The 25319-nt window shown below is 35.1% G+C and carries 26 protein-coding genes; 16 read left to right on the forward strand and 10 right to left on the reverse strand.

From position 1 onward, the window contains the following. Positions 1-103: 103 nt before the first annotated feature. Complete coding sequence (locus WFZ86_RS12230) at positions 104-1762, reverse strand: DUF6377 domain-containing protein (protein WP_342692178.1); 1659 nt, start codon at positions 1760-1762, stop codon at positions 104-106. Positions 1763-2058: 296 nt separating this feature from the next. Here WFZ86_RS12230 and WFZ86_RS12235 point away from each other — a divergent pair, with 296 nt between their 5' ends. From WFZ86_RS12235 to WFZ86_RS12245, 3 genes are all read left to right on the forward strand, one after another. Continuing rightward, entirely contained in the window at positions 2059-2997 is a 939-nt protein-coding gene (locus WFZ86_RS12235) for an L-threonine 3-dehydrogenase (RefSeq protein WP_342692179.1), read from the forward strand. Between the two features lie 552 nt (positions 2998-3549). Beyond that, positions 3550-5025, forward strand: a complete 1476-nt coding sequence (locus tag WFZ86_RS12240; RefSeq protein ID WP_342692180.1) for a DNA/RNA helicase domain-containing protein — start codon at positions 3550-3552, stop codon at positions 5023-5025. Between the two features lie 122 nt (positions 5026-5147). Further along, positions 5148-5948 (forward strand): hypothetical protein, encoded by an 801-nt coding sequence (locus tag WFZ86_RS12245; RefSeq protein ID WP_342692181.1) that lies wholly within the window; start codon positions 5148-5150, stop codon positions 5946-5948. Positions 5949-6254: 306 nt separating this feature from the next. Here WFZ86_RS12245 and WFZ86_RS12250 read toward each other — a convergent pair whose 3' ends face one another. Next, the gene (locus WFZ86_RS12250; protein WP_342692182.1) at positions 6255-7142 is read right to left on the reverse strand and encodes a winged helix-turn-helix domain-containing protein; all 888 of its coding nucleotides are present in this window, start codon (positions 7140-7142) and stop codon (positions 6255-6257) included. A gap of 111 nt (positions 7143-7253) precedes the next feature. Between WFZ86_RS12250 and WFZ86_RS12255 the strand changes: the two genes are divergently transcribed. Genes WFZ86_RS12255 through WFZ86_RS12265 form a run of 3 tightly spaced genes read left to right on the forward strand, consistent with a single transcriptional unit; the run spans position 7254 to position 8434 of the window. Next, a complete protein-coding gene (locus WFZ86_RS12255) occupies positions 7254-7802 on the forward strand; it encodes a hypothetical protein (RefSeq protein ID WP_342692183.1) in 549 nt (182 codons plus the stop codon). A 45-nt stretch (positions 7803-7847) separates the two neighbouring features. Continuing rightward, positions 7848-8138: a type II toxin-antitoxin system RelE/ParE family toxin gene (locus WFZ86_RS12260; RefSeq protein WP_342692184.1), complete on the forward strand. Its 291-nt coding sequence runs from the start codon at positions 7848-7850 to the stop codon at positions 8136-8138. 11 nt (positions 8139-8149) lie between these two features. Then, positions 8150-8434: an addiction module antidote protein gene (locus WFZ86_RS12265; RefSeq protein WP_064715997.1), complete on the forward strand. Its 285-nt coding sequence runs from the start codon at positions 8150-8152 to the stop codon at positions 8432-8434. 115 nt (positions 8435-8549) lie between these two features. On the opposite strand, the gene WFZ86_RS12270 is transcribed toward WFZ86_RS12265, so the two are convergent. From WFZ86_RS12270 to WFZ86_RS12280, 3 genes are all read right to left on the reverse strand, one after another. Beyond that, positions 8550-9128, reverse strand: a complete 579-nt coding sequence (locus tag WFZ86_RS12270; RefSeq protein ID WP_342692185.1) for a DUF7010 family protein — start codon at positions 9126-9128, stop codon at positions 8550-8552. Between the two features lie 423 nt (positions 9129-9551). Next, entirely contained in the window at positions 9552-10124 is a 573-nt protein-coding gene (locus WFZ86_RS12275; protein ID WP_342692186.1) for a Crp/Fnr family transcriptional regulator, read from the reverse strand. A gap of 10 nt (positions 10125-10134) precedes the next feature. Next, positions 10135-10326 carry a hypothetical protein gene (locus WFZ86_RS12280; protein ID WP_315144705.1) on the reverse strand — a complete coding sequence of 64 codons (192 nt, stop codon included), beginning with the start codon at positions 10324-10326 and terminating at the stop codon, positions 10135-10137. Positions 10327-11054: 728 nt separating this feature from the next. On the opposite strand from WFZ86_RS12280, the gene yiaA reads away from it, so the two are divergent. Then, complete coding sequence (gene yiaA, locus WFZ86_RS12285) at positions 11055-11453, forward strand: inner membrane protein YiaA (protein WP_315170491.1); 399 nt, start codon at positions 11055-11057, stop codon at positions 11451-11453. 374 nt (positions 11454-11827) lie between these two features. Next, the gene (locus tag WFZ86_RS12290; protein WP_342692187.1) at positions 11828-12367 is read left to right on the forward strand and encodes a GrpB family protein; all 540 of its coding nucleotides are present in this window, start codon (positions 11828-11830) and stop codon (positions 12365-12367) included. Positions 12368-12421: 54 nt separating this feature from the next. Here the strand turns inward: WFZ86_RS12290 and WFZ86_RS12295 are convergent, their stop codons facing one another. The 3 genes from WFZ86_RS12295 to WFZ86_RS12305 form a co-directional block, all read right to left on the reverse strand. Then, positions 12422-14440, reverse strand: coding sequence for a M13 family metallopeptidase (locus WFZ86_RS12295; protein ID WP_342692188.1), 2019 nt, complete (start codon positions 14438-14440; stop codon positions 12422-12424). Positions 14441-14564: 124 nt separating this feature from the next. Beyond that, a complete protein-coding gene (locus tag WFZ86_RS12300; protein WP_342692189.1) occupies positions 14565-15866 on the reverse strand; it encodes a protoporphyrinogen/coproporphyrinogen oxidase in 1302 nt (433 codons plus the stop codon). Between the two features lie 203 nt (positions 15867-16069). Further along, a complete protein-coding gene (locus WFZ86_RS12305) occupies positions 16070-16234 on the reverse strand; it encodes a hypothetical protein (RefSeq protein WP_342692190.1) in 165 nt (54 codons plus the stop codon). A gap of 232 nt (positions 16235-16466) precedes the next feature. Here WFZ86_RS12305 and WFZ86_RS12310 point away from each other — a divergent pair, with 232 nt between their 5' ends. The 8 genes from WFZ86_RS12310 (at position 16467) to WFZ86_RS12345 (ending at position 21304) form a co-directional block, all read left to right on the forward strand. Next, positions 16467-16883, forward strand: a complete 417-nt coding sequence (locus WFZ86_RS12310; RefSeq protein ID WP_342692191.1) for a hypothetical protein — start codon at positions 16467-16469, stop codon at positions 16881-16883. Between the two features lie 3 nt (positions 16884-16886). Next, a complete protein-coding gene (locus tag WFZ86_RS12315; RefSeq protein WP_342692192.1) occupies positions 16887-17525 on the forward strand; it encodes a hypothetical protein in 639 nt (212 codons plus the stop codon). A gap of 240 nt (positions 17526-17765) precedes the next feature. Beyond that, a complete protein-coding gene (locus tag WFZ86_RS12320) occupies positions 17766-18314 on the forward strand; it encodes an REP-associated tyrosine transposase (protein ID WP_342692193.1) in 549 nt (182 codons plus the stop codon). A gap of 86 nt (positions 18315-18400) precedes the next feature. Beyond that, positions 18401-18829, forward strand: coding sequence for a hypothetical protein (locus tag WFZ86_RS12325; RefSeq protein ID WP_342692194.1), 429 nt, complete (start codon positions 18401-18403; stop codon positions 18827-18829). A gap of 306 nt (positions 18830-19135) precedes the next feature. Further along, positions 19136-19501: a hypothetical protein gene (locus WFZ86_RS12330; protein ID WP_342692195.1), complete on the forward strand. Its 366-nt coding sequence runs from the start codon at positions 19136-19138 to the stop codon at positions 19499-19501. Positions 19502-19660: 159 nt separating this feature from the next. Then, positions 19661-20071: a hypothetical protein gene (locus tag WFZ86_RS12335; protein ID WP_342692196.1), complete on the forward strand. Its 411-nt coding sequence runs from the start codon at positions 19661-19663 to the stop codon at positions 20069-20071. Between the two features lie 2 nt (positions 20072-20073). Further along, complete coding sequence (locus WFZ86_RS12340) at positions 20074-20409, forward strand: hypothetical protein (protein WP_342692197.1); 336 nt, start codon at positions 20074-20076, stop codon at positions 20407-20409. Between the two features lie 181 nt (positions 20410-20590). Continuing rightward, positions 20591-21304, forward strand: a complete 714-nt coding sequence (locus WFZ86_RS12345) for a hypothetical protein (RefSeq protein ID WP_342692198.1) — start codon at positions 20591-20593, stop codon at positions 21302-21304. Between the two features lie 472 nt (positions 21305-21776). Here the strand turns inward: WFZ86_RS12345 and WFZ86_RS12350 are convergent, their stop codons facing one another. Together WFZ86_RS12350 and WFZ86_RS12355 are read right to left on the reverse strand one after the other, a co-directional pair. Beyond that, a complete protein-coding gene (locus tag WFZ86_RS12350) occupies positions 21777-23657 on the reverse strand; it encodes a M1 family metallopeptidase (RefSeq protein WP_425402876.1) in 1881 nt (626 codons plus the stop codon). Between the two features lie 31 nt (positions 23658-23688). Then, a complete protein-coding gene (locus tag WFZ86_RS12355; protein WP_342692199.1) occupies positions 23689-25293 on the reverse strand; it encodes a S8 family peptidase in 1605 nt (534 codons plus the stop codon). Positions 25294-25319 lie beyond the last annotated feature (26 nt).

A 25319-nucleotide genomic window follows, 5' to 3' on the forward strand; every position in this document is an offset into this window, starting at 1 on the left:
CGTAAAAAAAAAGTAGATTTAAAATATTACAAAACACTATATTTCAATTATTTACAAAATAAAAGTGAACAAAAAAAGTGGTAGCAATACGAATTAAAAGTGGTTATTTTTCCTGAGCAGTTCCAATTAATAGCACTTGATTTTCGAATTCTTCTCTTGGACCGCGTGCTTTGTTTTTTAATTGTGAGCGGTAATTGTAAATGGTAGAAACAGAATATCGCAAAAACACGGCAATTTTGGCACTGTCTTTTATCCCTAAACGAATCAAAGCAAAAATGCGCAATTCGGTGTTGAGTAGCTCTCCTTTTTTTAGTTGTATCGTGTCTGTATCGACTAATAAATTGGAAAAATCTTGAATAAAAGAGGGAAACAATTCCAAGAAAGTTTGGTCAAATTGGGTGTAAAATTCCCTTAATTCATTTTCAACAGGCGCATTCGATTTGACCAATTTGAGCAACTCATTTACTTTTCCAGCCGTTGCCATTACTTTAAGCTTTTGACTATATTCCTCAAGTTTACCAATATAATCCGAACATTGGTCCATATAACGGCCAATATAAATTTCCTTCAACAAACTCGCTTCGGCCAAGGTTGCATTGGTATCATTTAGTCGTTGATTGATTTCTTTTAAATCTTGATTCAAATTAGAAAGTTGTTCATTGGCCAAGGTAAGGGCCTTTTGGGCCGCAGCTACTTTTCGCATTTGTTTGAAAAGCAATACCAAAGCGCCTAATAGGATTAACGACAAAATGCTTACCGCTAACAGAAAAATGGTCAATTGTGTACGATTGGTTTCGTTTTTATTTTCGTAAGCTTGGTTAATGATGGGCAGCATTTTAGAAATTTCATAAGTCCGTAGTTTGGCATTACAAAACAAGGCGTCTTCCAAAGATCGCTTGATGTAGGTGTACGCCCGATCAATATCGCCTTCTTCATACAAGATAAAAGCTATTTTACGCAACGAAATATTTTCTTTTTTGGCCAATTGTACATCAGAAATAGCCGAAAGAATCAACCACTTTTTTTGTTGTTCTTTATCTTTTTTTAATCGATAGCCTTCTGCAATCAAATACGCTAAAACCGCTTGATCGGGATCCTGAGCAGATGTTGACGTGTAAAAACGAAGTAACGCAGCAATCGCTTGATTGTACAGCTTTTTTTCAAATAAAACATCGGTATTTGCAATACAAAATTCTCGACTTTTCGGCTGAAAATACAACATAGAAGAATCTCGGTAGCGTTGAGTCAATGCCTTGTACTTTTGTTTTTCTAAAGCCGAAGCCGCATATTCAGTCAAGTAACCATAGACAATTCGGTACGTGCCGAAATAATATCCTTTGATACTTGGTGTGGTGTTCACGGGTATGGACTCCAACAAGTCAATCGACTCTTTATACATACCTGAAGTACCTAATATCATCGCTACATTGAGCTGAGCCCCGTTTACTTTTTCTAAATCGTTTAAAGCTAGGGCTACTTGCCAACTTTTTCTAGCATAAGTAAGCGCCGAATCCAATTGAAAGGCTGTATACTCTGAATGAAGTTGTACATAAATCGCATACCGTTGCTCGTTAGAAGTACTGTAACGCAACTCATCTTTGAGATACTGTAACCGCTTTTCTTTTTTGGTAATAGCATTCGGATAGTCTGCAACGGTGTGATCCAATTGTTGTAACAAAGTAGTCACCTCACGCTGCCCCCAAAAACAGCTTGGAAAAAGGAGCGCTCCTAAAAGAAACACTTTCGTGATTTGTACCTTCAAATTCATTTGGTAAAAATAGCTATAAATTCATTTTCAACTCTATTATTTAAACCTCTTTAAGAGTTCCACAGCCATACTTCAACTAATTTGTTTTTCATAAAGACCAAAACCTCTAATTCTTTTCTCAACATTTTCAGAGCATCACTGGCTGCAAGTGAGTATTTTTTATTTACTATTTAATATTTTAAAGGAATTCAAAGCAACAATTACATTTTTTTATTAAATTTATTGTCATTTTTGCGAAATCGATATTTTTAAGATAAATTCTTATCTTTGTTCTCCTAAAACGGCAACTTATGAATCCAAAAATATTAATCATTGGCGCGTGTGGTCAAATCGGAACGGAACTGACCCAAAAATTGAGAAAAATTTACGGTACCGAGAACGTCATCGCCTCCGATATTCGAAAACTGAATGTAGATGTGGTCAACTCAGGTCCTTTTGAAGTCATCAATGCGCTCGATTTTAACCAAATCGAACATTTGGTCGAGGTACACCAAATCACCGATGTCTATTTGATGGCCGCTTTGCTCTCGGCTACTGCCGAAAAAAACCCCGCTTTTGCTTGGGATTTGAATATGAATTCCTTGTTTCACGTGCTGAATTTGGCCAAAGCCGGAAAAATCAAAAAAATATTTTGGCCTTCGAGTATTGCGGTTTTCGGACCTACTACTCCCAAAGAGAATACGCCTCAATACACCATAATGGAGCCTTCGACCGTGTATGGCATTAGCAAGCAATCAGGCGAAAGATGGTGCGAATACTACCACAACCTTTTTGGAGTAGACGTGCGCAGCATCCGTTATCCGGGCTTGATCAGCTGGTCTTCGCCTCCGGGCGGCGGCACTACGGATTATGCGGTAGATATTTACCACAAAGCCCTCGAAAACCAATCCTACGAATGTTTCTTGACGGCCGAAACCAAAATGCCTATGATGTATATGGACGACGCCATTGCGGCTACCATCCAAATTATGCAGGCGCCAGCGGAGCAAATCAAAATTCGTTCGTCCTACAACTTGGCCGCTATGAGTTTTACACCCACCGAAATCGCCGCCGAAATCCAAAAACACATTCCTGATTTCACCATCAGCTATGCACCCGATTTCCGTCAAAAAATTGCCGACAGTTGGCCTGCCAGCATCGATGACAGCCGTGCGCGCGAAGATTGGGGTTGGAACCACCATTTTGCCCTCGACAATATGACGGTAGATATGCTCGAACATTTGAAATAAAACGGCAACTGACTGCTGTTTTCAACATTTAAGTCATTGAAGTTTTTCTTGCAATAGCAAACTGAAAGTAGCCCATAGAAGTTGCATTCTTGGCTGTTATTTAAACCATATAAGGCACATAAGGACATTTAAGTTATTCCTTTACTTAACTTAAATCTTTATGTGCCTTAGTTTTTTTGGTGCAATCAATAGGAGCACAAGAACGGCTATCTCCACACTTCCCTTCCCGTGATACGCTATATCTTTGCTGCCGAACCCCGTCAGCAAAGGATGCCGCTCCTCCCGGGGCTATAAGAGACGTATCGTTTTCAAAACGCTTAGTGTAAGTATAAATCTTTCTCCTGCAAGGTTTTAAAAACCTTGTAGGTGTTTTAGTCCTTGCTTTTAAACAGCTAGAAAATAATTAATTTGTAAGAATAATTGAATATATTTGAAGTTGAATTAAGCAAAACAGACCATTTCTAAACGTCACTATTATGGATAAATTGGACAAAGATTGTTTTGAATACGAATTATACAATGTAATTATTAACCAACTCACTGAAACAAAAAATGAAAGAAATAAATTTAATTTCATTACTTGATGCTTATCGAAAATTAGATACTGAAATATTTAATACATATTTGAATTACTATTCAATTAGTATAAAAAAAAGTGAATTAGACGATTTATCAAAGTTGGTTAATGAAATCAAGCAATTGAATCAAAAGGCAAATATTTTTGAAAATTATTTTATAGGTTACATAATCCCACAAATAAGTAAAGAATTTGATTTATTAAGAATTGACAACGATACCGTTTTAAATATTGAAATAAAGCAAAAAAGCACAATTGATAAAATTCAAAAGCAATTAGAAAGAAATATGTATTATTTAAGCTTCTTAAAAAAAGAAATCCATTGCTTTACTTATATTTCAGAGGAAAACAAACTTTATACTATTGACAACAATAATCAAATAACTAAAAGCAGTTTCAGACAACTATTGTCAATTATTGCTTCGCAAAATATAGAGAAGATTAACGAAATAAATTCACTTTTTAATCCTTCTAATTACTTAGTTTCTCCATTTAATTCAACCAATGAGTTTATCAAAGGGAGATATTTTCTAACAACACATCAAGAAAATATTAAGAAAGAAATTCTTGAAAAAATTTATTCTCAACCAACATCAATTCTATCAATAAAAGGAAAAGCTGGAACGGGCAAAACGTTATTAATATATGATATTGCAAAAGAAATCTACAAAAGACATGAAGTTTTATTAATTCATTGTGGACATCTAAATGAAGGACATAAAACTCTTATCCAAGACTTTAATTGGAATATAATATCCGCGAAGTATCTATTTGAGCAGGATTATTCGAAATACAAATTAGTAATACTTGATGAAGTACAAAGAGTTTATCCAAATTTCTTTGACAGAGTAATCAAAGAAGTTAAAAAAAACAATTCGAATTGTATTTTATCTCATGATGAGCAACAAACTTTACATAAAAGAGAAATAGATAATAAAATACCAACTAAACTGGAAGCTGAAATAACGCATCCAACTTTTGAATTAACAAATAAAATTAGAACAAATAAAGAAGTTGCAAATTTTATAGAATGTCTTTTCAATAAAGACAAACAATTTACTAAACAACTTAATACAAGCATTGAACTAACATTTTTTGAAAATCTTGATGAGACAATTGAATTCATATCATATCTAAAAACTAAAAACTGGAAAATAATCAATTACACACCCGATGGTTATAAAACATTTCCTTACGAAAGGTTTAAAATAATGGATGAACTAAATTCACACACTGTTATCGGCCAAGAGTTTGATAATGTTGTTGCAATTATTGATGAGCATTTTTATTATAAGATTAATCAACTATCTACACGTGGATATAAAAAAAATCCATATTATCACCCAACTAAAATGCTCTATCAAATTATATCTAGGACAAGATTAAAGCTTCATTTAATTGTTTTTAGAAATCAAGATGTCTTATCTAGATGCTTATCAATGTTAAAATAAAAAATCTAAACCTAAAGAGAGTTTGTCAATATGGCTGATTTAAAAAGAATCTAGGTTTCTCAAGCCTCTACATTGCCAATGGACAAAGTGCTCTACTTTAATTATTAAAATCGTCTATAATTATGGAAATAAAAAGTAACAAAATTGCAATAATAGTTGGTGCAGGTGCAGTTGAAAATGCGTGGGTTCCAATTATAAATGCCATTAAAGTTGTTACAGGTCAAACTGTAGATATAGATGGAGCAAATTGTTTTTTTGCAAGATTAATATATCTTCTTAGATTTTACTCAAAAATTCCACATAGTAATGCTAAAACCTATTTGAAAATTTCAAAAGAAAACGCAGAAACTATAAAAATTGGTATTTGTGAAGAAATCAAGATTGCACAAAAAAATGGAATCCTAAAACCAAGAAATGAATTTCGAAAAATTTTGAAAAAATTTGCTTTAAATAATTGTAGAAATAGTGTCGGCTTGATTTCAACTAATTGGGATACAGTAATAGACAATGATGTAAATAATTTACTTAAAGAAATTTATGAAGGAGAACAAACTTTAAAATGTTTTCATATTCACGGAAGCGTAGAATTTCCAAATCACTTATATCTTCCATCTGAAACTACTCAGGAAAACTATCGGTCAGATACTGAAAATAAAAATTTTGGGCTTAATCATGCTAAAACAATACAATTGTTGGAACAAGCTAATCAAATATTAATCTATGGTTTATCATTAGATCCATTAGATGCTGAACTTAGTCAGGTATTCGGAGGAGCCAGTTTTGCAAACAATCACATACAAGAAATCATAATTGTAAATCCTGATTACGAAAGAATTAAAAACCGTGTAAAAGTATTATTATATCCCAAAGTGGACATTAAAATTAGATGCTTTTCTCCCGATGATTTGGAAACAGAAAGATAACTTCTCATCAACTAATTTAATTGTGCAACTAAAGATTTCACAATAGTACAGATTTCACAATAATTAATGACAAATCACAACATTTACGATATCAAGAAACAGTATTTTTTTATGAAAACAAAAAGCCCTCGCCTAGCCCCGATGGCAGTGAAAATCCTCTTGTGCTGGGGTTCAGCACAAGAGATTGTAACGAACAGCGGGACAACTTGTGAGGTAAGCAAAGAAGTGCTGCTCCTAAAAAACAAACACGAATGACACGAATGCTTTCCTTCGAATTACCGTTTGTTGCAAGCGATAGTTTTTCCTTTAAGCAGTTACTTCCAGCTTGTATCCTTTACCGCGTACCACTACGATGTTAGTCTTTGGGTCTAATTCTAGTTTTTTTCTGAGTTTTGAGATGAACATATCCAGACTACGGCCCACGATGACGCCTTCGTCTTCCCAAATTTCTTTTTGCAAGCGGCTTCGCTCTATGGTTTCGTTGGGTGCTGAAGCAAAGATGCGTAACAGACGGGTTTCGGTTGCGGTGAGGACTTCGGTTGTTTCGTTGATTTGCAGTTGACGTTGTTGCGCATCAAACACCACCGAACCGAAAGTAAATAGCTTCTCATCCTCCGTTTTGGTTACCTTATTCTTCGGCTTAGCTGGCTTCAAAAAAATAAAACCAAGCAAGGCAAAAAATGACAAACCACCCAAAAGATAAGCATAGTTTGTTGCGATGCCATTGGGTTTAAAGGTAATGTTGATGGTATAACAAGCCACCGGTTGCTTTCTTCCTAGACAGGCTACAATATCGTCTTTTTGGTTTTTGGAAATGGCGTATCCATAAGTGACAGTCGAGTTGGCGCAATTAAGCACGCTAACCACATAATCGTTGGCGAGCGGGTCTTTGGCTAACCAACGCTGCGTCGTTTTCACCAGAGCATCGGGTTGAAAGCTAAACGCACTCTCAAAAGTGATTTGATATTCGTTTTCAGCTATCTTTTTTATAGGAAGCACTCTTGAAGTACTGTCGCCAGACTGCAGGAGTATCTCGTGTCCGATACGACGCAGTAACACTTCTCTTTTAGAGCTAGCATAGTTGTCATTATCCCCAAAGCTAAATCCAACGCAGATTACCACAATGAATAAGATGCCTATCCATACGAAGAGGTAGTTGTGCTTTCTGGAAAGGAGATGTTGACTAAATTGCATAGTGTCAAGTTTATATTTACAAAGTTTACATTTTTATTTACAATCCCAATTGCTTCAGCCTTAAAATATTCAAATACATTCGCAGTAACAATTTTAAAAAACGGCAACGCTATGAAAAAAACCATCTATTTATTGACCTTAGCCCTGACTTTAGTAAGCGGACTAGTACTGGCTAATTATGAAATGAAAAATGAAAACAAGTCCTCCAAAAAGCCAATGTCAATCGCTGACAAAAAAGCCAATGAAAAAGCAAGAAAAAAATGGGAGGCTTCTCCTGACGGCAAACGGTATACTGCTTGGAAGGTTTCTCCATTGGGGAAAAAAGTACAGGCTAGTTATGAAAAAATAAAGCCTTCTTTAAAAGCTTTCAGCAAAATGGAAGCCGTGGTTACTTGTATGAATTATCAGCGTCCAAGCACAAATAATTCGGGACCCAAATGGCTTATTGTGGAAATTAATGGCGAACGATATATGATGCAATTCATTCCTAAAGAATTCGAGCTATTAAAAGACCTGAAAGTTAACGACACAATAACTATCAAAAGCCGCAGCGCCGGACTTTCTGATAATCATCCCCATTTGATTTTATCAAGTGACTATATTGAGCACGACAATAAGGTGCTTTATGAACGTGATTTGAACAAAAATGATGGTTGCTAATACAACTTTTTGTGTAAATTTGTATCCAAACGAATACAATTTTAAATGTACTTTCTTGAAAAAACAACGGAATTTGATAAATGGTTGAGAAAACTGAATGACCTTAAAGCAAAAGCTAAAATCTTATTCCGACTTCAAAAATTAGAAAAAGACGAACATTTTGGCGATTGTGAAGCGGTTGGAGAAGGCATTAGGGAACTAAAATTAACTATGCAAAAGGCTACCGAGTCTATTTCAAAGAAATGGATGGCAAAATTATCATTCTGCTTATTGGAGGAGACAAATCAAGTCAACAAAGAGACATTGAAAAAGCAAAAGAGATTTGGAGAAAATTAAAACAATAGGAAATGGAAACATCAAAATTTGATATCTCAGATTATTTGGATAGCAACGAAATGATTGCCGAGTATCTAAATTCGGTATTAGAAGAAGGAAATGACACAGAAATGGTTACTGCTATCGGACATATTGCAAAAGCCATTGGTATGACTAAAATAGCCGAAGAAACAGGTATGAGCAGACCGAGTTTGTACAAAGCATTATCAGAAGGGGCAAATCCACAATTTTCAACTATAATGAAAGTTTTAAAAGCAATTGGTGGACAAATACAAATAAATCCATTACCCGCTTAAGCTCCATTGAGTAACCACAAAAAAAGCCCAACGTTTGTTGGGCTTTTTTGTGATATGCGTCAATCGATGCATTAATGGATAAAATAAAAGCCTTGCAAATCAATGTTTTTTTTGTCTAGTCTTCATTGATAGACTTACGATAACTAAAGTACAAAAAAGTGCCAAAAAACAGTTCAATACTTCCTCCAGCAACTAAGGTCACAAATGCTTGTGCGTGTAAACTAAACAATAAATAGGCAAATACACCCAAAGTAGCTCCTAATGCCCAATAGGATTTTTTACCATAAAGAGTTGAAAATGTTAAGTATCTTCCTCCGATAATCAATAACATTGATTGAAAAAACCAAGCTACATTTTGAGTTGAAAGACCATAGGCAATAGGAATACACATTAACATCCAGATAGTGTTTTCCATAGCTAAATTTTTTAATGGATTCCAAGCGCTATGCCCTTTGAGTCCAATAAGTTTTCCTAAAATGTTTGACACCGGACTTATCAAAGCACCACCAATTAAAAGGGACCAAATGGCTAGCTTAGGTGAATAATAATGAGAAACTAAAGCAGATACTAGCCACATCATTCCTGAAGTTATTATTCCTAATGAACCAAGGGCATAACCTTTGCACATATCCGCTTGCGCTTTCTCAAATGTACTATGATTCTCGAGAATTTCTTTTGCTGTTTTTTGAGTCATTTTGATGAATTTTTTAGTTTATAGTTCTTAATAAATCATTTAGCACACCAATTATGGTCACATTAGAAGGGAAAAATTTCTAGAATTTGGATAATTATTCTTTCAAGATAGGTCCCAAATAAATGGGATCTATTTCTTTTAGGTCACTTAATGGGAGTATGAAAGAAGTAGTTGTTTCTACTAAAAATCTTTTTTCTATGTTCCCATATGAACAATAATAACTTATCGCCATAACTATGAGCGAGGAATAGAATGGTAGAAAAAAATAATACAAAAAGTCAAATGAAATAGAGCAATACAATTGGTCTTTCAAAAAGCTTAGATTAAAATAATTGTTTTTCATCTGTTCAAATATTAAGTTCATAATCATATTCCAAAATTGAATAGAAAATAAACCAATATCATTCACCTAAGTTAACAAAGCTATTTCGTCATTCGACTTCTAATTCTACTGAGCGATTGAGGTTTGACCCCTATAAACGAAGCAATGAGGTATTGAGGAATACGTTGTGTTAGTTCAAAATAATTTTTCACAAAAAGAGTATACCGTTCTTCAGGCGTGTTTTTATTGAGAGAGACTAACTGATTGACTACTATTCCAAATCGATGCTCAATAATAAGACGACCTATTTTATTTCCGTTTAAAGTATCATTAAAAAATGTCTGTAATCCTTGATAAGAAACCACCAAAAGTACCGAATCCTCTATCGCTTTTATGTTGTGAATGGCGGGCTGTTGCGCTACAAATGTGTGGTACTCAGAAACGAATTCGCCTTCTTTTGTAAAATCGGTAACCGCTTCCTCATCATTTTTTAAGGCACTATAATAAACTAAACCGCTTACTAAAAAACCCACTTTATCGCTTTTATAACCCGCTTGTTGAAAATAGTCTCCTTTTGCTAAATGCATAGGTTTGAAAACTTTTTCAACCAGTTTTTTATCTTCTGAAGTTAATGGTGCTAAATGCTCAAAAATTGCTATAAGTTTTTCGTACATAGATAAAAATTTACTTTTGAGGACGCTTGAAATAATCTTTTAGTAATACAAAAAGTGCCATTACAAAGCTCAAAAGGTAAACCATATCAAGCATAGGCTTTTCAAATTTAAAATTTTGAAAGTCAAAATGGTTAAAGAGTTTGCTTCCCGTAAGAATAACAATAATCAATAAGAAAAAATTGAGTCCTTTTTTGTCTTTCATGATTTGTATTTTTTGTAAATATACTATTTTGAAAAACAGTTTAACAACATCATAACCTAATTGTTAGCTTCTTTTTTCGTTTAAAACGTAGGCTACCTTTTCAAAGAGTCACTTATTTGTGGTGTGTGTTGCGCAATGGTCTAACGGCTACCTAGATTGGGTTTAATCACGTTGCAATTCTTTTATGTTGGTAACATAATAGTAGTTTTAGGGATTCAAACGCTATAGCGTGTACACCACTCATACAGGGTATACACAGCGATTTTGAGAAATGTCTCCTGCTTTTTTTAGATAAAATAGTACAAATTAAAAAATTTGGCTATTTTAGCTATCGTTGTGAATCATAGAAGTGAAGATGCTTCGTAAAAGTCTCTATTAGATTTAAAGCAGCTACAGGTTTGATTATGTCACCTATTCTTGCTATTTATTCCAACGCCATGATCTAAAATTAAACTTTTAAAAAATAGTAATCAATATAAAATGACTAACAGAATATTATTGACAATAATTTTTCAAAAAACAAAAATGGACAAGCAATAAATATTGAAACAAATGCCTATTCATAGTAAAAGTGAAGCATTTTTTTGAAGTAAATGGTAATTATAGTATACTTTAATATGCTACACTTGGTGAATGTTGGCTTAAAATAGTGCAAACAAAAGTGTTGTTATCGGACTGCTTTTGACACAGGAATTTTCTCAAAATATAAATAAACAAAAAACAAAAAAATGGCACAAAAAACATCAACCGCGTTTGTTTCTGCTTCTTGGATAGCATTAGGCACAGGAATTATTGGGTATTTAATCGGACTTTTTGGATCTGAAATGCTTTTAAACGAAAAAGGGTATTATTTTACAGTATTAATTTTTGGTCTTTTCGCTGTAGTCTCGCTTCAAAAAAGTGTCCGTGATAGACTTGATGGCTATCCTGTTACAGACATTTATTATAACATTTGCTGGTTTGCGACAATTTTATCAATTGCATTATTAATCATCGGCCTTTGGAACGCAACATTATTGCCAAGTGAGAAAGGATTTTATGCTTTTGCGTTTCTTTTAGGGATGTTTGGTGCTATTGCCGTTCAAAAAAACACGAGGGACAACTTGCCTACAAATAAATCGGAGTAGAAATAAAACGACTAACAACAGGTATTTAAGAAAAAGTGTCAGAAGTAATAAATTTAGCTTTTAAAATTGCACTTCTTCTTAAATACCCCGAAGTCAAACTGTCGAAAAACCCCAAAAAGACTTTGAAAATTCCATATTTTTAAATTTTTGTCAGATAATAAGTCCGAATAGAAAAACTCATAACGAAGATTTTTAGACAAACTGACGTTACCGCTCATAACTAAAAAACGCTCCTACTGGTTTTAAACGTTGTGCACTATCTAGATATGGTAGCACCCGAGCGATAAACTAACGTAGTAAATCCGAGCTATCTTTAAGACCTTTGCTGTTTTCCCAAAGAATTCCTATTTGAACGCTTTAAATTTACTAGCAATATGGTACTAGAAAAATACAACCCTATCTGGATTAACCATTTCAACGCGATAAAAAAAGTAATAGAACAAATGCTGGGAAAAAACCAATATGAAATAGAACATATCGGTAGCACAGCAGTTCCAAACTTAGATGCAAAACCCATTATCGATATTGATATTATTTATAACGACCTCAACGATTTGGCATTCATACAATCGAGATTAGAAACAATAGGGTATTACCACAATGGTAACCAAGGCATTGAAGATCGTGAGGTTTTCAAAAGAAATCAAGATGCAACACATCCAATTTTGGACAGCCTAAAACACCATCTTTATGTGTGTTCTGCTGAAAGTAAAGCTCTTCAAAGACATATTTTAAGTCGGAATTATCTAAGAAAAATCGACGAGGCTCGCCTTCACTATCAGCAGCTAAAGTACGAATGTGCTGAGCGCGCGAATCAAGACAGAAAGATGTATCAACTTCTAAAAGAACAACTAGTAAATGAGTTTATAGACGATATCATTGCAAAAGAAAAAAAGGAATCCACTAAATATTGACCACAAAAAAAGCCCAACGTACTGTTGGGCTTTTTGCTTTTTTAATTATTTCGATTACCAAATTTTAACACGCTTTTCTGGTGCTAAATACAAGGAATCTTTAGGTTGTACCTTAAACGCTTCGTAGAATTCAGGTAGGTTACGCACCACACCGTTTACTCTAAATTTAGCTGGCGAATGTGGATCCGTGGCGATTTGGTTGCGTAAAGAAGCTTCACGCGATTTCTCCAACCACACTTGTCCCCAACCCAAAAACACACGTTGAACACCAGTAAAACCATCCATCACTGGAGCTTCCTTGCCGTTTAGCGACATTTTGTACGCTTTTAAGGCAATGGTTAATCCACCCAAATCTCCAATATTTTCTCCCAAAGTAAACGCTCCGTTTACATTCAAATCTGGAAAAACTTTGAAGGTATTGTATTGTGCTACTAAAGCATTGGTTTTGGCTTTGAATGCAGCCAAATCAGCTGGCGTCCACCAGTTTTTCATCACACCATCTCCGTCGAAAGTGCTTCCTTGATCGTCAAATCCGTGACCAATTTCGTGACCGATTACAGCCCCGATTCCACCATAATTTACGGCATCATCAGCTTCTAAATTAAAGAAAGGCGCTTGCAAAATAGCCGCTGGAAATACAATCTCATTTAGCGTTGGATTGTAATAAGCGTTTACCGTTTGTGGTGTCATTCCCCACTCGGTTCTGTCTACAGGTTTGCCTAATTTGGCAATCATTCTGTTGTATTCAAAGGCTTTTGCGCGGGCACGATTGCCATACAAATCATTCTTCGCTACTTTCATAGAAGAATAATCTTTCCATTGGTCTGGATAACCAATTTTAATCATAAATTTATCCACTTTAGCCAAGGCTTCTTTTTTGGTTTTGGCACTCATCCAATCCAAATTTTTAATGCTTTCGGCATAGGCTTTCAACAAGTTTTTCACCAATTCGGTCATACGTTCTTTGGCTTCAGGTGTAAAGTGTTTTTTCACATACACTTTCCCGATGATTTCGCCCAAACCACCATTTACAGCATTCACAGCTCTTTTCCAATCCTCTTCTTGCTCTGGTGTGCCGTATAAAACTTTGTCATAAAACTCAAAATCCTCTTTATCCAATGCTGTGGTCAAACTACTCGCACTCTTATTGATCAATCCCCATTTCAAATAAGTTTTCCAAGTATCAATTGGTGTATTTTTGATCAAGCCGTTCAAGTTTTTAGTATAAGCCACCTGCGATAACACAAGGCTTTTTTCTTTATCCATTCCCGCTTTTTTGAGCATCGCCGACCAATCAAAATCTGGCATCACAGTTTTCAAGTCTTTGATGGCGTATTTGTTGTACAAAGCTGCGGTATTTCTTGTTTCTTCTTTGGTCATTTGGATCTTCGCGATAGCCGTTTCCAAAGCCATAATTTTTGCTGCATTTTCTGTTGGATTAGCAATACCGCCTAATTGTAACATTTTCTCAATATGCGCCACATATTTCTTACGAATATCCGCTGTTTTGGCATCGCTTTGAAGATAATATTCACGCTCTGGTAAGCCCAAGCCACCTTGCCAAGTCATCAAAGTGTATTGTTTTGGATCCTTAAAATCCTCGGTAACTGCAATCGAAAACGGCACAGAAAGCCCCGTTCTATTGGCTTCTCCAAAATAAGCCGCCAAATCCGAATAGGTAGCAATCGCGTCTATGGCTTTTAATTCGGGTTGAAGTGGTGTAATCCCTTTGGCGTCTCGGTCTTTTCGGTTCAAAAATGAATTGTAGAAGTCACCGATTTTTTGCTCATCCGAACCTTCAGAAAAATTCCCTTTCGAAGCTTCTTCGATAATCGCTTTTACGTCTTTTTGAGCTTGTTCGTACAGCATATAACCCGCACCATAATTGGATTTATCGGCAGGAATTTTGGTGTTTTTTACCCAAGTTCCGTTAACATAAGCCGCAAAATTGTCTCCCGGTTTCACTAAAGTATCCATATTTTTTTGGATTATTCCCGAAACCAGCTCTGGTTTTTTATCGCAAGAAGCCAAAATCAATGTGGCCGCCAAAAGCGATAGTTTGATGTTTTTCATAAAGTGTTTTTTTGATTAAGGCTAATCTAATGGTTATTTAATTATTGGTATTGGTATGCTTTCCTAACGATTTGTTACATTATTTTGAAAATGAAAGCCTTGAATTGGTTTTTGTAACAAAAAATTACTTTTTTCCGTATTCCGAAGCGATTAGATTCGCTACCAATCGACCGGATTTCATTGCGGCATTGATGGAACCGTTAAGCAAATAATCCCCACAACAGTATAGATTGAGAGCCAATTTCAGTTCCGATTCCGAAACCTCATCTTGGAGTACCGGTAACTTCGGTAACGCATACGCAATGGTATAAGTTTTCAAATGCGACCAATTTTCGACTTGATTTCCAAACCAAGGTCGCAATTCTTCTTTGATATTTTGAGACCATTCGGCATCGCTGAAATCATTAGCTCCATTGCAAGACACCGAAATCAAAACCTTCCCTTCAGGAGCATAGGCTTTGCTTATGTTGGTCATCACCGTGAGGTTATTCACCCATTGTTTGTTTTCAGAAGCATTCAAAATAACCACCGCTTGATCAGAAGGCGCTACCGTAGCTTGAAAATAGACATTGGTTACCGAATGATGTTCTGTAATTGCATTTTCTTTATGTTTCGAAAGCAAAGCATTGGCCTCAGTCGCAATCACAATAACATCCGATGTGATCTCCAAACCTTCACTGGTCACGATTGTAGTATCTTGAATAGCAGTGACATTGGTATGAAACATAAAAGCATCCGAAGGCAATTGACCCGTCAATTGTTTTGAAATTTCCTCCATACCCAAGGCCGGAATAGCCGCATCGCCCTCGGAAAACATTTTCATTACAAAATCAAACATTCGGTTGGGTGTCGAAAGTTCGTTTTCTAGAAAAATCCCAGAGAAAAACGGTTTATAAAAACGACTGATCATTTTGGCACTGAAACCGTAGTCCGAAAGTTGCGCCAAACTGGATTGTTGCTCTTGCGAAAAAATCTTCTGAATCGATTTGCCTAGCAATTTTTGCTTCAATACAAAAGTGTTGATTTTATCTTTAAGCGAACCCACAGGAGCCAAAACCGTTGAGATGGCAGCCGACGGTCTTCTGAACGGATCCGCAAGGTCAAATTGACCACCGTCATACAAAACGGTAGCGCCCGGCAAAAAAGTTTTGAGCTGCAACGCCTCATAATTCAAAAGACTTTGAGCCTCTGGATAAGAAGTTAGCAAGACCTGAAACCCGCGATCTAGCCTAAATCCCTCCACCATATCCGTCTTGATGCGTCCGCCGGGTCGATCACTAGCCTCTATAATTTTTACTGAAAATCCTTGACGGTGCAAATGCAAAGCTGCGGAAAGCCCCGAAATTCCTGCTCCAATAATGATTACCTTTGGTTTCATATTATGTAAAGTTATTTGTTTGCGGTCCTGTATGTAATGTTTCGCCAATTCGCTTCGCTCGGGTCGCCTTTTATTTATAGCTGTTTGTTTGCAACAAAGCTGTTGTTAATGGCGATTTCATAGTGCTGAATCTATTGATGTCCTCACAAAACTACGGTTTAATTTATTCGATCACAATAGTTTCGGCGGAACAAAAAAGTCAAGTTATTACTGCCACGAAAAGCATCCTACTGAAAAAATAAATGGGTCGACTAGACTCCAAAAATAGCAGTATTGGTCATAGCATTTGGAGCACACGAACGGTCTTTACCACACAACTCCTCCCGTGATCCGCTATATCTTTGCTGCCGAACCCCGTCAGCAAAGGATGCCGCTCCTCCCGGGGCTAATCGTGACGTATCGTTTTCATAACGCATAGTGTAAGCTACAAACCTAGCTCCTGCAAGGTTTTGAAAACCTTGCAGGTGTTTTAGTATTTGCTTATAAACTGCTATAAAGTAAACAGTTAAATTATGATTTGCAGGAATAATTAAATATATTTGAAAAACAATTAAGCGAAATAAAACTTCCCTTATCCTCCCGATTATTAGGTGTATACACGAAGGTTTTTTCGTATATATACTAGTTAGCAGATATTTTAGAGAAAAAATGAAAAATCCGACAAAATTGAACGATAAACCAACACACGAAGAAATTTATGAAAAATTGTCTTCTCTTTTTAATGTAAAATTTAAAGTTCAATTAAAAGATAGTCCAATTGTTTTTGACAATTTTTTGCAAGTGAAAAATGTCGTTTTAAAAAATGAAAATTATGTTATTCTATTTCGAAGTGAAAAAGAGATTTTAAAATTTAAAGACCGAAATGATTTCATTGATAATTTTATAAACTTTATTGACATTAAAATTAAAGAATTTGAGGAAGAATTTGAGGAATTGCAAAATTTTGAAAGAAGATCTATGGGAATTAAATATGATGAAAATGAGGTTTATATGCGACACGAAAGTATTGGTCATGGAACTATGAAACTTAATCAAATTAGAAATAAACTTATAAACTTAAAATAAAAAATGTCAAAATCAGAAACATCAAAACCAAAAGTATTCATCATTGAAAGTTTAGATTTTAAAGATGAAGAAAAAAATCGCTTTGAAGGTCACATTATATCTAATATTCTACAATTGAGTAAGATTGAAACCAAATATTACTACGTACGCACAAAAAGTGAATTTAAAGAAGTAATAAGCAAATTCTATGATAGTGATTATAGATATTTACACATTTCTTGTCATGGTGGTCAAAATCAAGATTCAATTTGGACAACTCTTGATGAAATTCACTTTGACGAACTCGCTGAAATTCTTGATGGTAATTTGTATAAGAAAAGACTTTTTATGTCATCTTGTTCCGTAGTTAACAATAAACTTGCAGAATCTGTAATTCCAAAAACAAATTGCTATTCAATAATTGGTCCAAAAAAAGACATAGAATTCAGAGATGCAGCAATTATGTGGGCTTCATTTTATCATTTAATGTTCAAAAAAAATAAAAGAAATATGTTTAGAGATGGACTTATAGAAAATATGCAGAAAGTTGTTGACACATTTGGACAACCATTAAACTACTTTTCAATTAGTCGCAGACAAGGATTTACTAACAAAACAATTTTGCCAAATAAATATATTGGACCAGAAGAACAATTGGAATAAAAACATCTGCTAACAGCAGTTACACAAGATGCAAGGATTTAGTGGAATTGCAGTTTCGCATTGAACTTTTTACTTAATTAGAAAATATGCAGTCACGATGCCTTGCCCCCCGCTAGTGCGAGCGTCACGCTCGTACTCTCTCATCGCTAGCGCGAGCATCTTGCTCGTGCCCGTAAAGTGTAAGTACTGAAATTAAACTAAAAGTACTACATTGTAGTTTAATTTTTATGTTTTATAAAAATGAGTAGAAAATATAAATTTGCAGAAAAAGACGGCGCATATTTTATCTCTTTTGCTACAGTTTATTGGATAGATGTTTTTACAAGAGAAGCCTATTTTGATACGATAATAGAATCATTAGATTTTTGTAGAAAAAATAAGGGAATGGAGATTTATGGATACTGCATAATGCCAAGTCATATTCATCTAATTTTCCGTTCATCACTTGGAGACCCCTCTGGCTTGATTAGAGATTTTAAGGGTTTTACATCCCGGAAAATGCTTAAACTAATTGAAGAAAACCAGCAAGAAAGCAGAAAGGATTGGATGCTTTGGATGTTTGAAAGAGCTGGAAAGAAAAATAGCAATGTCAAGGAAAAACAGTTCTGGCAACAAAATAATCAGCCAATTGAAATTTGGTCGCTAAAGGTATTTGAACAAAAATTGAATTACCTTCATAATAATCCTGTAGTAACTGGTTTTGTTACCGATGCTATCGATTGGAAATATAGTAGTGCCAGAAATTATGGTAATAATGACCAAACTATTTTAGAAATTGATATAAATTAGTTGCGGGCACGAGCGTGACGCTCGCGCTAGCGGGTGGGAGCACGAGCCAGAGGCATCGCGCTAGCGGGGAAATTAAAATAAAAAACATGAATGAGGAATTAGAAAATCAATTATATTTTCTTCGCAATTTTGTAGTTGAGGGTTTTGAAAATTACTCGTTAGATAAAATATTAACTTGTGAAAATTTAAAAACTAAATCTGTAATATTTGTATATCTAAAAATTTATGAAAAGAATTGGCAAAAATATTTTCTTGATGCTGGAGCTGGATTTTGGGAAGATACCAAAACAATAAATTATTCAGATTTAGGAGATATCGAAGATGATGAAAACTTCATATTTAAAGATTACTCAAACAAATTTAACATTAAAGACAATGAAATATCTAAAATATTTTGTGAACAAAAACAGAAAAATTCTCAAATAGTAATTGAACTTAAAAATAGAAAAAAAATAATTTTGAGATGTAAAAACTCAGAAGTATTTGATAGTGAATGTGAAATAGTACTTGAATAAAAAAAGCACACAACAAGCGTTTGTCAAGATTGCGAATTTTGTAAAAATCACGTTTACACATCGCCACAAATTTTATCTTTGATAGAAAATAATCGGTTCCGAAACCCGCAACCTCGCCAAGCACTAGAACGCCAAACTGTCTAAAACCTTAATCAAGTATCTGATAATTGATTATTTGTGATTTTTAAAAGATAGGAGTCCAAATATAAAAATTAATAATGAAGGTTTTGAGACAAACTGACGTTACCAGCAATTGGATAACCGAACGAATTAAATACTTGCAAAATGAAGTTAAACTTTCTTAAAATGAAAATTATATTTTGGTCTTTCATAACAGCTTTATTATTTATAAACTGCGATAGAAAAACTGATTTAGATAATCAAATTACTATAAAAGTAAATTCAATAGATAGTAAAACTAAACAACCTAGAAGAAATTTGTTTGATACTATTGATGTTAGAATAGAGTCAATAGGGTTTCCAATGAAGCAATTCCCTAAAATAGCGGAATATGTAACCGATTGTTCAGGATCGGTTAAAATTAAAATAAATCGTACCGAAAATTATATATTATTACTCGGCGCACCATATGTTTATGGTTCCGAAGACATAATTGGAGAGAAATTGAAAGACGGCCAAGAAGTAACTATAAAAGTAATTCATCTTGAATAATCTAAACAAGCAACTGCTACTGCTACAACGAATTTTAGCATTTGGCTTAATGGAAAGTTGGTTTTGTATTTGGCACTTTAGTGATAACCGAAAAATAAATCCTAATTTAGTTCCCAATCACGACTTATTAACAGAACGTTAGGCAAAAGTTTAAAAAAAATGGAAACAAAAGAAGTTAAAATATGGATTTATGACAAAAGAGAGAAATCTACAACTACTTTCTATGTAGAACAGTTATCTTATAATACATTCAGAATGACCGATAATGATATCTTCAATTGTAGCTTAACTAAAGGAACTGAATTTAAAACTAGGATAAATGATGATGGACATCATGAAATCATCAAAATTTTAAAAGATTCAGATTTTTTAACTAGACGCTTTTTTTTATCACCACAATACAAAGAATCAGATTACAGAGTATTGGGAGAAGAATTAACCAAGCGTGGTGGATTTTGGCAAATTGACTTTGGCGGAATAGCAACAGTAAATATTCCGAAAGACTTTGAATTTAATATTGACCAAGTTATGAAAGAATTAGGCTTAAATCTAACCGAAATAGTTGATTAAATATGAATTTTGAAATACAACAATTAATAGTTCCAAAAGACTGTCAAGTAATTAAAAATGATTTCACAACTTATGATCCAGAAACTGAATATTCTGAAAAACGAAGTCTATATAATCTAGCTGAAGATCTTTTACAAATTGAATTTAGAAATTCAAATATAGTTGTTGATTTAGGATGGTACGGAGATTTTGAAACAAATGATGGATGCTTCAAAATTATTGTTCTTAAAAATGATGATTGGGATAGTCCGTTAAGAATAGAAACCTCAAAATCTCAAAGAATCATTACAGAAAAATTAGAACAAATTTTAATAGGAATTAATAAAATGGAAATATAAAGCCAGAACCTAACAGGTACTACAACGGATTTAGGCAATAGGTTTAATGAGAAGTTAGTTTTGTATTTGGATCCCGAAACCTCGGGATGGAAATCCTAAAATAGGGTAAAGTTTAGTCCCAAACCACTAGTAGAAAGAGAACGTCAAACTGTATAAAAAACTGACGTTTGCATAATTAAAAATGAAAGAAACAACACATTTGACAAATGACTTGCAAGTTGAGCTTGATAAAATAGGCTCAACTGTTAGACTGAAGACCGAAAACAATTCTTTCATTAAAATGAACTATAAAGATTGGGCTGGGGCAATAGTAAATTCAAGATTTATTGAGGTATCTACTTATGTAGGCTTAAATGACAAACATTTGCAATTAGAAGAAAGGGGAATAATTGCTTGTAATTCTTATACGAATGACATCGTAGAAATTGCAACTATTATTGACAAATGGCTTGGCAAACAGCTTGACATATTTCAGTTGGCCGAACAACATAAAAGCATTAAAATCAACAAAACTTATCAGGACTTAAAAACACTGTCGGTTGATGAAATTCTTAAACATCGGTGGAAATATTTTAGCGAAGAAATTGCTAAAGGAACATTATGCTTTAAACTAGACGTTTTTGAAGAATTCAGAAAACACTTTTATCATCTATATCCGACTTTTAGTCACGACAATTTAATATTTAGCAATGTAATTGAACAAATAAATGATGACTTTAAATCACCAATTGTATTTTGCGACAAAGACGTAATTTGGATTGGTTTTTTTAAAGACAATTCTGAAGAAGAAGGTGAAAAAACATTTAAAACAAAAGACATTAAACAAGCAATAGAAATGACAAAAAAACTTTTACCAAAAGGCAAACACAAAATAATAAATCCGTGGACAAATTAACCACACCTAACAGCTAGAATTTCCAACGCTAATACTAGCTTCAAGTTCGTACACTCACAATCATTTACAAACAAACAATAAGCTCCTCGCAATAACGACGCTCTTGCTGTTTCACACCTGACAGGTTTTAAAAACCGGTCAGGTGTAAAGTTGCAGTATTTATAATCTCAAGAAACAGCAATAGTATCAAAACGATATTGCTGCTTTTTTTGTTATGAAAACAAAAAGTCCTCGCCTAGCCCCGATTGTAGTGGAAATCCTTATGGTCCGGGGTTCGGGGCATAAGATTGTAACGGAAAGCGGGACAACTCGTGTGGTACGCAAAGAAGTGCTGCTCCTAAAAAAATAAACACGAATGACACGAATGGGCACGAATTCGTAGTCAAATGGTAGTTCCTTCTCGTAAACCTTTCAGAAATTTGATAAAAAAAAGTCTAGCTTTCACTAGACTTTTTAAGGTATTTCGAAAAAATTATTTCACCTCCAAAATGTTGTTGGCGGGTTTTACATCGGCTAGTAAACCACTAGGATCGATGGTGATTTTTTTGATGGCTGATTTGGGTTTGCCAATCGTCAACTCATAGGTGGGATACGCCCAAGCCCAATCTTTGGCCACCGTTCTTTTGATGGCTGGCGTAGGATTTTCTTTTTCAAAACTCATCATTCGCAACGGAATATAGAAGCTTTCGGTAGTACCATCGGTGTATTCTACATACAAATCTATAGGCATTGGCATACGCCCGATACGTTCTAAAGTCACAACAGTTTTGTCGGCGGCGTCTTTGGCTTCTTTTACGCCATAATCAATTGTGTTGGTAGTTTGGGTCCAGTCGGTCAAATACCAGTCCAAATTGGCGCCAGAAATGCGTTCTGCGCTTCTTTTGATGTCATTTGGCGTTGGATGTTTGAATTGAAAGTCTTGATAGTACTTTTTTAGGGTTTTCAATAAGTTGTCTTTCCCAATCAAATAAATCAATTGCGTTAAGAAAACTTCGCCTTTGCTGTAAGAGGTAATGCTGTACCAACGGTTTTTGTCGAAACGATCGGCGTGCGTGCTTTGCGGCTGCTCTTCACCAGAATTGGCCATAGCAAGATAACCTTTATAGGCATTGATAAAAGGATTTTCAACGGGTTTATCGGAAATGGCATTCAGACCATAATCTTCTAAAAACGAAGTGAAACCTTCGTCCATCCATCCGTGCTTAGATTCGTTAGACGCTAAAACGTGTTGGAACCAAGAATGCGCCATTTCGTGACCGGTAACTCCCAATAATCCCTCGAAAGTTCCTTCGCCTAAAATCAAAGTACACATGGCGTATTCCATTCCGCCATCGCCACCCTGAATTACAGAATATTGCTTGTAAGGATAGTTGCCAACGGTTTCATTGTAGATTTCCATAAGCTTTGCCGTCTTGGGTTGCAAGGCTTTCCAATTGGCAATAATCTTTGGATTGTTTTTGTATAAAAAGTGCAAATCGACGTTGTTCGGTCCTTTTATCACATCGTGCAAATACTCTTTATCGGCAGCCCAAGTAAAATCGTGCACCTCAGGAGCATAAAAATGCCAAGTCAGCGTTTTGGCTTTTTTGTTGACTGGCACCGTAACGCCAGCATCTTGATAGCCATAGCCAATGCTGTTTTTGTTTTGCAAATAACCCGAGCCACCCAAAACGTAGGCTTTGTCAATCGTAATTTTCACATCAAAATTTCCCCAAACACCGTGAAATTCACGAGCGATATAAGGATCGGCGTGCCAACCTTCAAAATCGAATTCGGCCATTTTTGGGTACCATTGCGTCATCGATAATTCGACACCTTCTTTGTTATTGCGTCCAGAACGACGAATTTGAACCGGAACTTGTCCTTCAAAATCTAGTGTGAAAATCGTTTTTGCACCTGGTAATAAAGGCTTAGCCAAAGTAACTTCGAGTATCGTTCCTACTTCTTTCGCCGTAGCAGCTACGCCATCTTGTTTAAAATTAGCAATATGCAAAAAACCAATTTCGTTGGGTTTCAAATCTTTGATGCGGCTTTGTTTGGTTTCCACTCCATTTACCGTGGCTTTGTGCACCATACGTGCATCAGGATCTTTGATGCTCTGGATTCTCGCATCCATTTCGCTTCCAGGTGAAAAAGCATTGGGATACAAATGATAGAAAACTCTAGTCAAGGTCTCAGGCGAATTATTGGTGTACATCAATTCTTGTTTCCCTTTGTATTGATAGGTTTTCACATCCATCGTCACATCCATTTTGTAATCGACGTGCTGTTGCCAATAACTAGTATTTTGGGCGGAAAGCCATCCAAAATTGGAAAGTAAAATGGAGACTAAAACTATTTTTTTTATTCGCATAACTATATATTACATTAATTACTGAAAGGTTTTACCCTTGTATTGTCATTTTCGCTTTTGGGTTTTTACTCAATTGCTCTGCCATTTTATAAGCATTATAAGCATTAACCATAGCAGCTGATTTGCCTACTTCGGTAGCGTTTTTCAATTCTTTCTTTTCGCCAACAACTACTTTTGATGGTAACGGTGTTCCAGAACTCATCAAGATTTGTTTTACTTGTTTGGCTGATAATTTTGGGAAATAAGAACGAATCATTGCCGCTACACCCGCTACATTTGGAGAAGCCATTGAAGTTCCTTGCAAATATTTGTATTTGTTATTCGGGATGGTAGCATAGATTTCTTCCCCTGGAGCAAAAACATCTACATTAAAAGCACCATAATTAGAAAAACCAGCAATTACCTCTTCGCCATAGTTATAGTTTAAAGCACCAACCGTGATTACATTCGAAGCAAATTCTATTTTGTTATCGTCTGAATCATTCGGGAAATTAGCATTTTCGGCTAAATCTATATTAAGTCCATCATTGCCCGCTGCGTGTACAAAAAGCACATCTTTTTTCTCAGCATATTTGATAGCGTCATACACCCATTGTTTGTGTGGTGAAAAACTTTTTCCAAAACTTCCGTTAATGACTTTAGCGCCATTGTCTACTGCATAACGAATAGCCAAAGCAATGTCTTTGTCATATTCATCTCCGTCTGGAACGGCACGAATGGTCATAATTTCAACATTGTTAGCAATCCCATCTCCACCTAAATTATTGTTTCGTGATTGTGCAACAATCCCCGCAACGTGAGTCCCGTGTAAGGCCTCTTCTTTATCTGGACCAAAAACAATATTGTTCCCATATTTGATGTTTTTGATATCTTCTGGATTGTCTCCGACAACTTTACGTCCGTCCAACTCCAAATTCAAATTGTAGTTCAATTGATCGTACACATACTTACGGTATTCTTCGATTTGATCCTTAAAGTTCCCTCCAGCATTGGCCAAAATTTGAGTCATCACAGCTTTCGCATTGGTCAACTCAGGCGCTGTAGTTGAGATGGCTTTTACTTCATCTAGCGTATACACCTCTTTTTGCAAGTGTTTTTGCACCACTTTGTCAACATTGATAATAAAATCAACTTGTTGCTTGCCTTGCATCGCCTCTGCATATTTTTTATCATAGGCTGCTTTGGCTTGTTTGTAGGTAGCTGAACCATCGTCGCCTTTTTTCACAATACGCGTCATTTCAAGGGTTTCGTGTAAATCGTTGCCCAAGAAATTCCAACCGTGTACATCGTCGATATAACCATTTTTGTCGTCATCAATACCGTTACCAGCAATTTCTTTTTTGTTGGTCCAAAGCACTGATTTCAAGTCTTCGTGCTCGATATCCACTCCAGAATCGATAATACCTACGATAACTTTATTGCCTTTTTTATCTTTGATTAACTCCGCATACATTTTGTCAACACTCATACCAGGAATACTATCTGTAGCCAAATCTAAATGCGACCAACGTAGTAATTGTTGTTCGGTTAATTTTCCTTTTTTACCCGTAAATGTTTTGGCAGTTTGTGCATTACCCGATAAACAAAAAGCCAATGCCAATACTAATGCCCATTGGGTGTATTTTATTTTTTTCATTCGATGATCTATTTGAATTAGTTTTT

Source organism: Flavobacterium polysaccharolyticum (assembly GCF_038739875.1).
Taxonomy (GTDB): domain Bacteria; phylum Bacteroidota; class Bacteroidia; order Flavobacteriales; family Flavobacteriaceae; genus Flavobacterium; species Flavobacterium polysaccharolyticum.

Excerpts from the sequence above, each read along its gene's own strand:
- WFZ86_RS12280 (WP_315144705.1), bottom strand. The coding sequence starts at position 10,326 with ATGAAAGACAAAAAAGGACTCAATTTTTTCTTATTGATTATTGTTATT.
- WFZ86_RS12335 (WP_342692196.1), top strand. The coding sequence starts at position 19,661 with ATGGAAACAAAAGAAGTTAAAATATGGATTTATGACAAAAGAGAGAAA.
- WFZ86_RS12295 (WP_342692188.1), bottom strand. The coding sequence starts at position 14,440 with ATGAAAAACATCAAACTATCGCTTTTGGCGGCCACATTGATTTTGGCT.
- WFZ86_RS12345 (WP_342692198.1), top strand. The coding sequence starts at position 20,591 with ATGAAAGAAACAACACATTTGACAAATGACTTGCAAGTTGAGCTTGAT.
- WFZ86_RS12235 (WP_342692179.1), top strand. The coding sequence starts at position 2,059 with ATGAATCCAAAAATATTAATCATTGGCGCGTGTGGTCAAATCGGAACG.
- WFZ86_RS12315 (WP_342692192.1), top strand. The coding sequence starts at position 16,887 with ATGTCAAAATCAGAAACATCAAAACCAAAAGTATTCATCATTGAAAGT.
- WFZ86_RS12255 (WP_342692183.1), top strand. The coding sequence starts at position 7,254 with ATGAAAAAAACCATCTATTTATTGACCTTAGCCCTGACTTTAGTAAGC.
- yiaA (WP_315170491.1), top strand. The coding sequence starts at position 11,055 with ATGGCACAAAAAACATCAACCGCGTTTGTTTCTGCTTCTTGGATAGCA.
- WFZ86_RS12260 (WP_342692184.1), top strand. The coding sequence starts at position 7,848 with ATGTACTTTCTTGAAAAAACAACGGAATTTGATAAATGGTTGAGAAAA.
- WFZ86_RS12290 (WP_342692187.1), top strand. The coding sequence starts at position 11,828 with ATGGTACTAGAAAAATACAACCCTATCTGGATTAACCATTTCAACGCG.
- WFZ86_RS12355 (WP_342692199.1), bottom strand. The coding sequence starts at position 25,293 with ATGAAAAAAATAAAATACACCCAATGGGCATTAGTATTGGCATTGGCT.
- WFZ86_RS12245 (WP_342692181.1), top strand. The coding sequence starts at position 5,148 with ATGGAAATAAAAAGTAACAAAATTGCAATAATAGTTGGTGCAGGTGCA.
- WFZ86_RS12305 (WP_342692190.1), bottom strand. The coding sequence starts at position 16,234 with ATGCGTTATGAAAACGATACGTCACGATTAGCCCCGGGAGGAGCGGCA.
- WFZ86_RS12240 (WP_342692180.1), top strand. The coding sequence starts at position 3,550 with ATGAAAGAAATAAATTTAATTTCATTACTTGATGCTTATCGAAAATTA.
- WFZ86_RS12330 (WP_342692195.1), top strand. The coding sequence starts at position 19,136 with ATGAAAATTATATTTTGGTCTTTCATAACAGCTTTATTATTTATAAAC.
- WFZ86_RS12350 (WP_425402876.1), bottom strand. The coding sequence starts at position 23,657 with ATGCGAATAAAAAAAATAGTTTTAGTCTCCATTTTACTTTCCAATTTT.
- WFZ86_RS12340 (WP_342692197.1), top strand. The coding sequence starts at position 20,074 with ATGAATTTTGAAATACAACAATTAATAGTTCCAAAAGACTGTCAAGTA.
- WFZ86_RS12310 (WP_342692191.1), top strand. The coding sequence starts at position 16,467 with ATGAAAAATCCGACAAAATTGAACGATAAACCAACACACGAAGAAATT.
- WFZ86_RS12265 (WP_064715997.1), top strand. The coding sequence starts at position 8,150 with ATGGAAACATCAAAATTTGATATCTCAGATTATTTGGATAGCAACGAA.
- WFZ86_RS12250 (WP_342692182.1), bottom strand. The coding sequence starts at position 7,142 with ATGCAATTTAGTCAACATCTCCTTTCCAGAAAGCACAACTACCTCTTC.
- WFZ86_RS12320 (WP_342692193.1), top strand. The coding sequence starts at position 17,766 with ATGAGTAGAAAATATAAATTTGCAGAAAAAGACGGCGCATATTTTATC.
- WFZ86_RS12325 (WP_342692194.1), top strand. The coding sequence starts at position 18,401 with ATGAATGAGGAATTAGAAAATCAATTATATTTTCTTCGCAATTTTGTA.
- WFZ86_RS12275 (WP_342692186.1), bottom strand. The coding sequence starts at position 10,124 with ATGTACGAAAAACTTATAGCAATTTTTGAGCATTTAGCACCATTAACT.
- WFZ86_RS12270 (WP_342692185.1), bottom strand. The coding sequence starts at position 9,128 with ATGACTCAAAAAACAGCAAAAGAAATTCTCGAGAATCATAGTACATTT.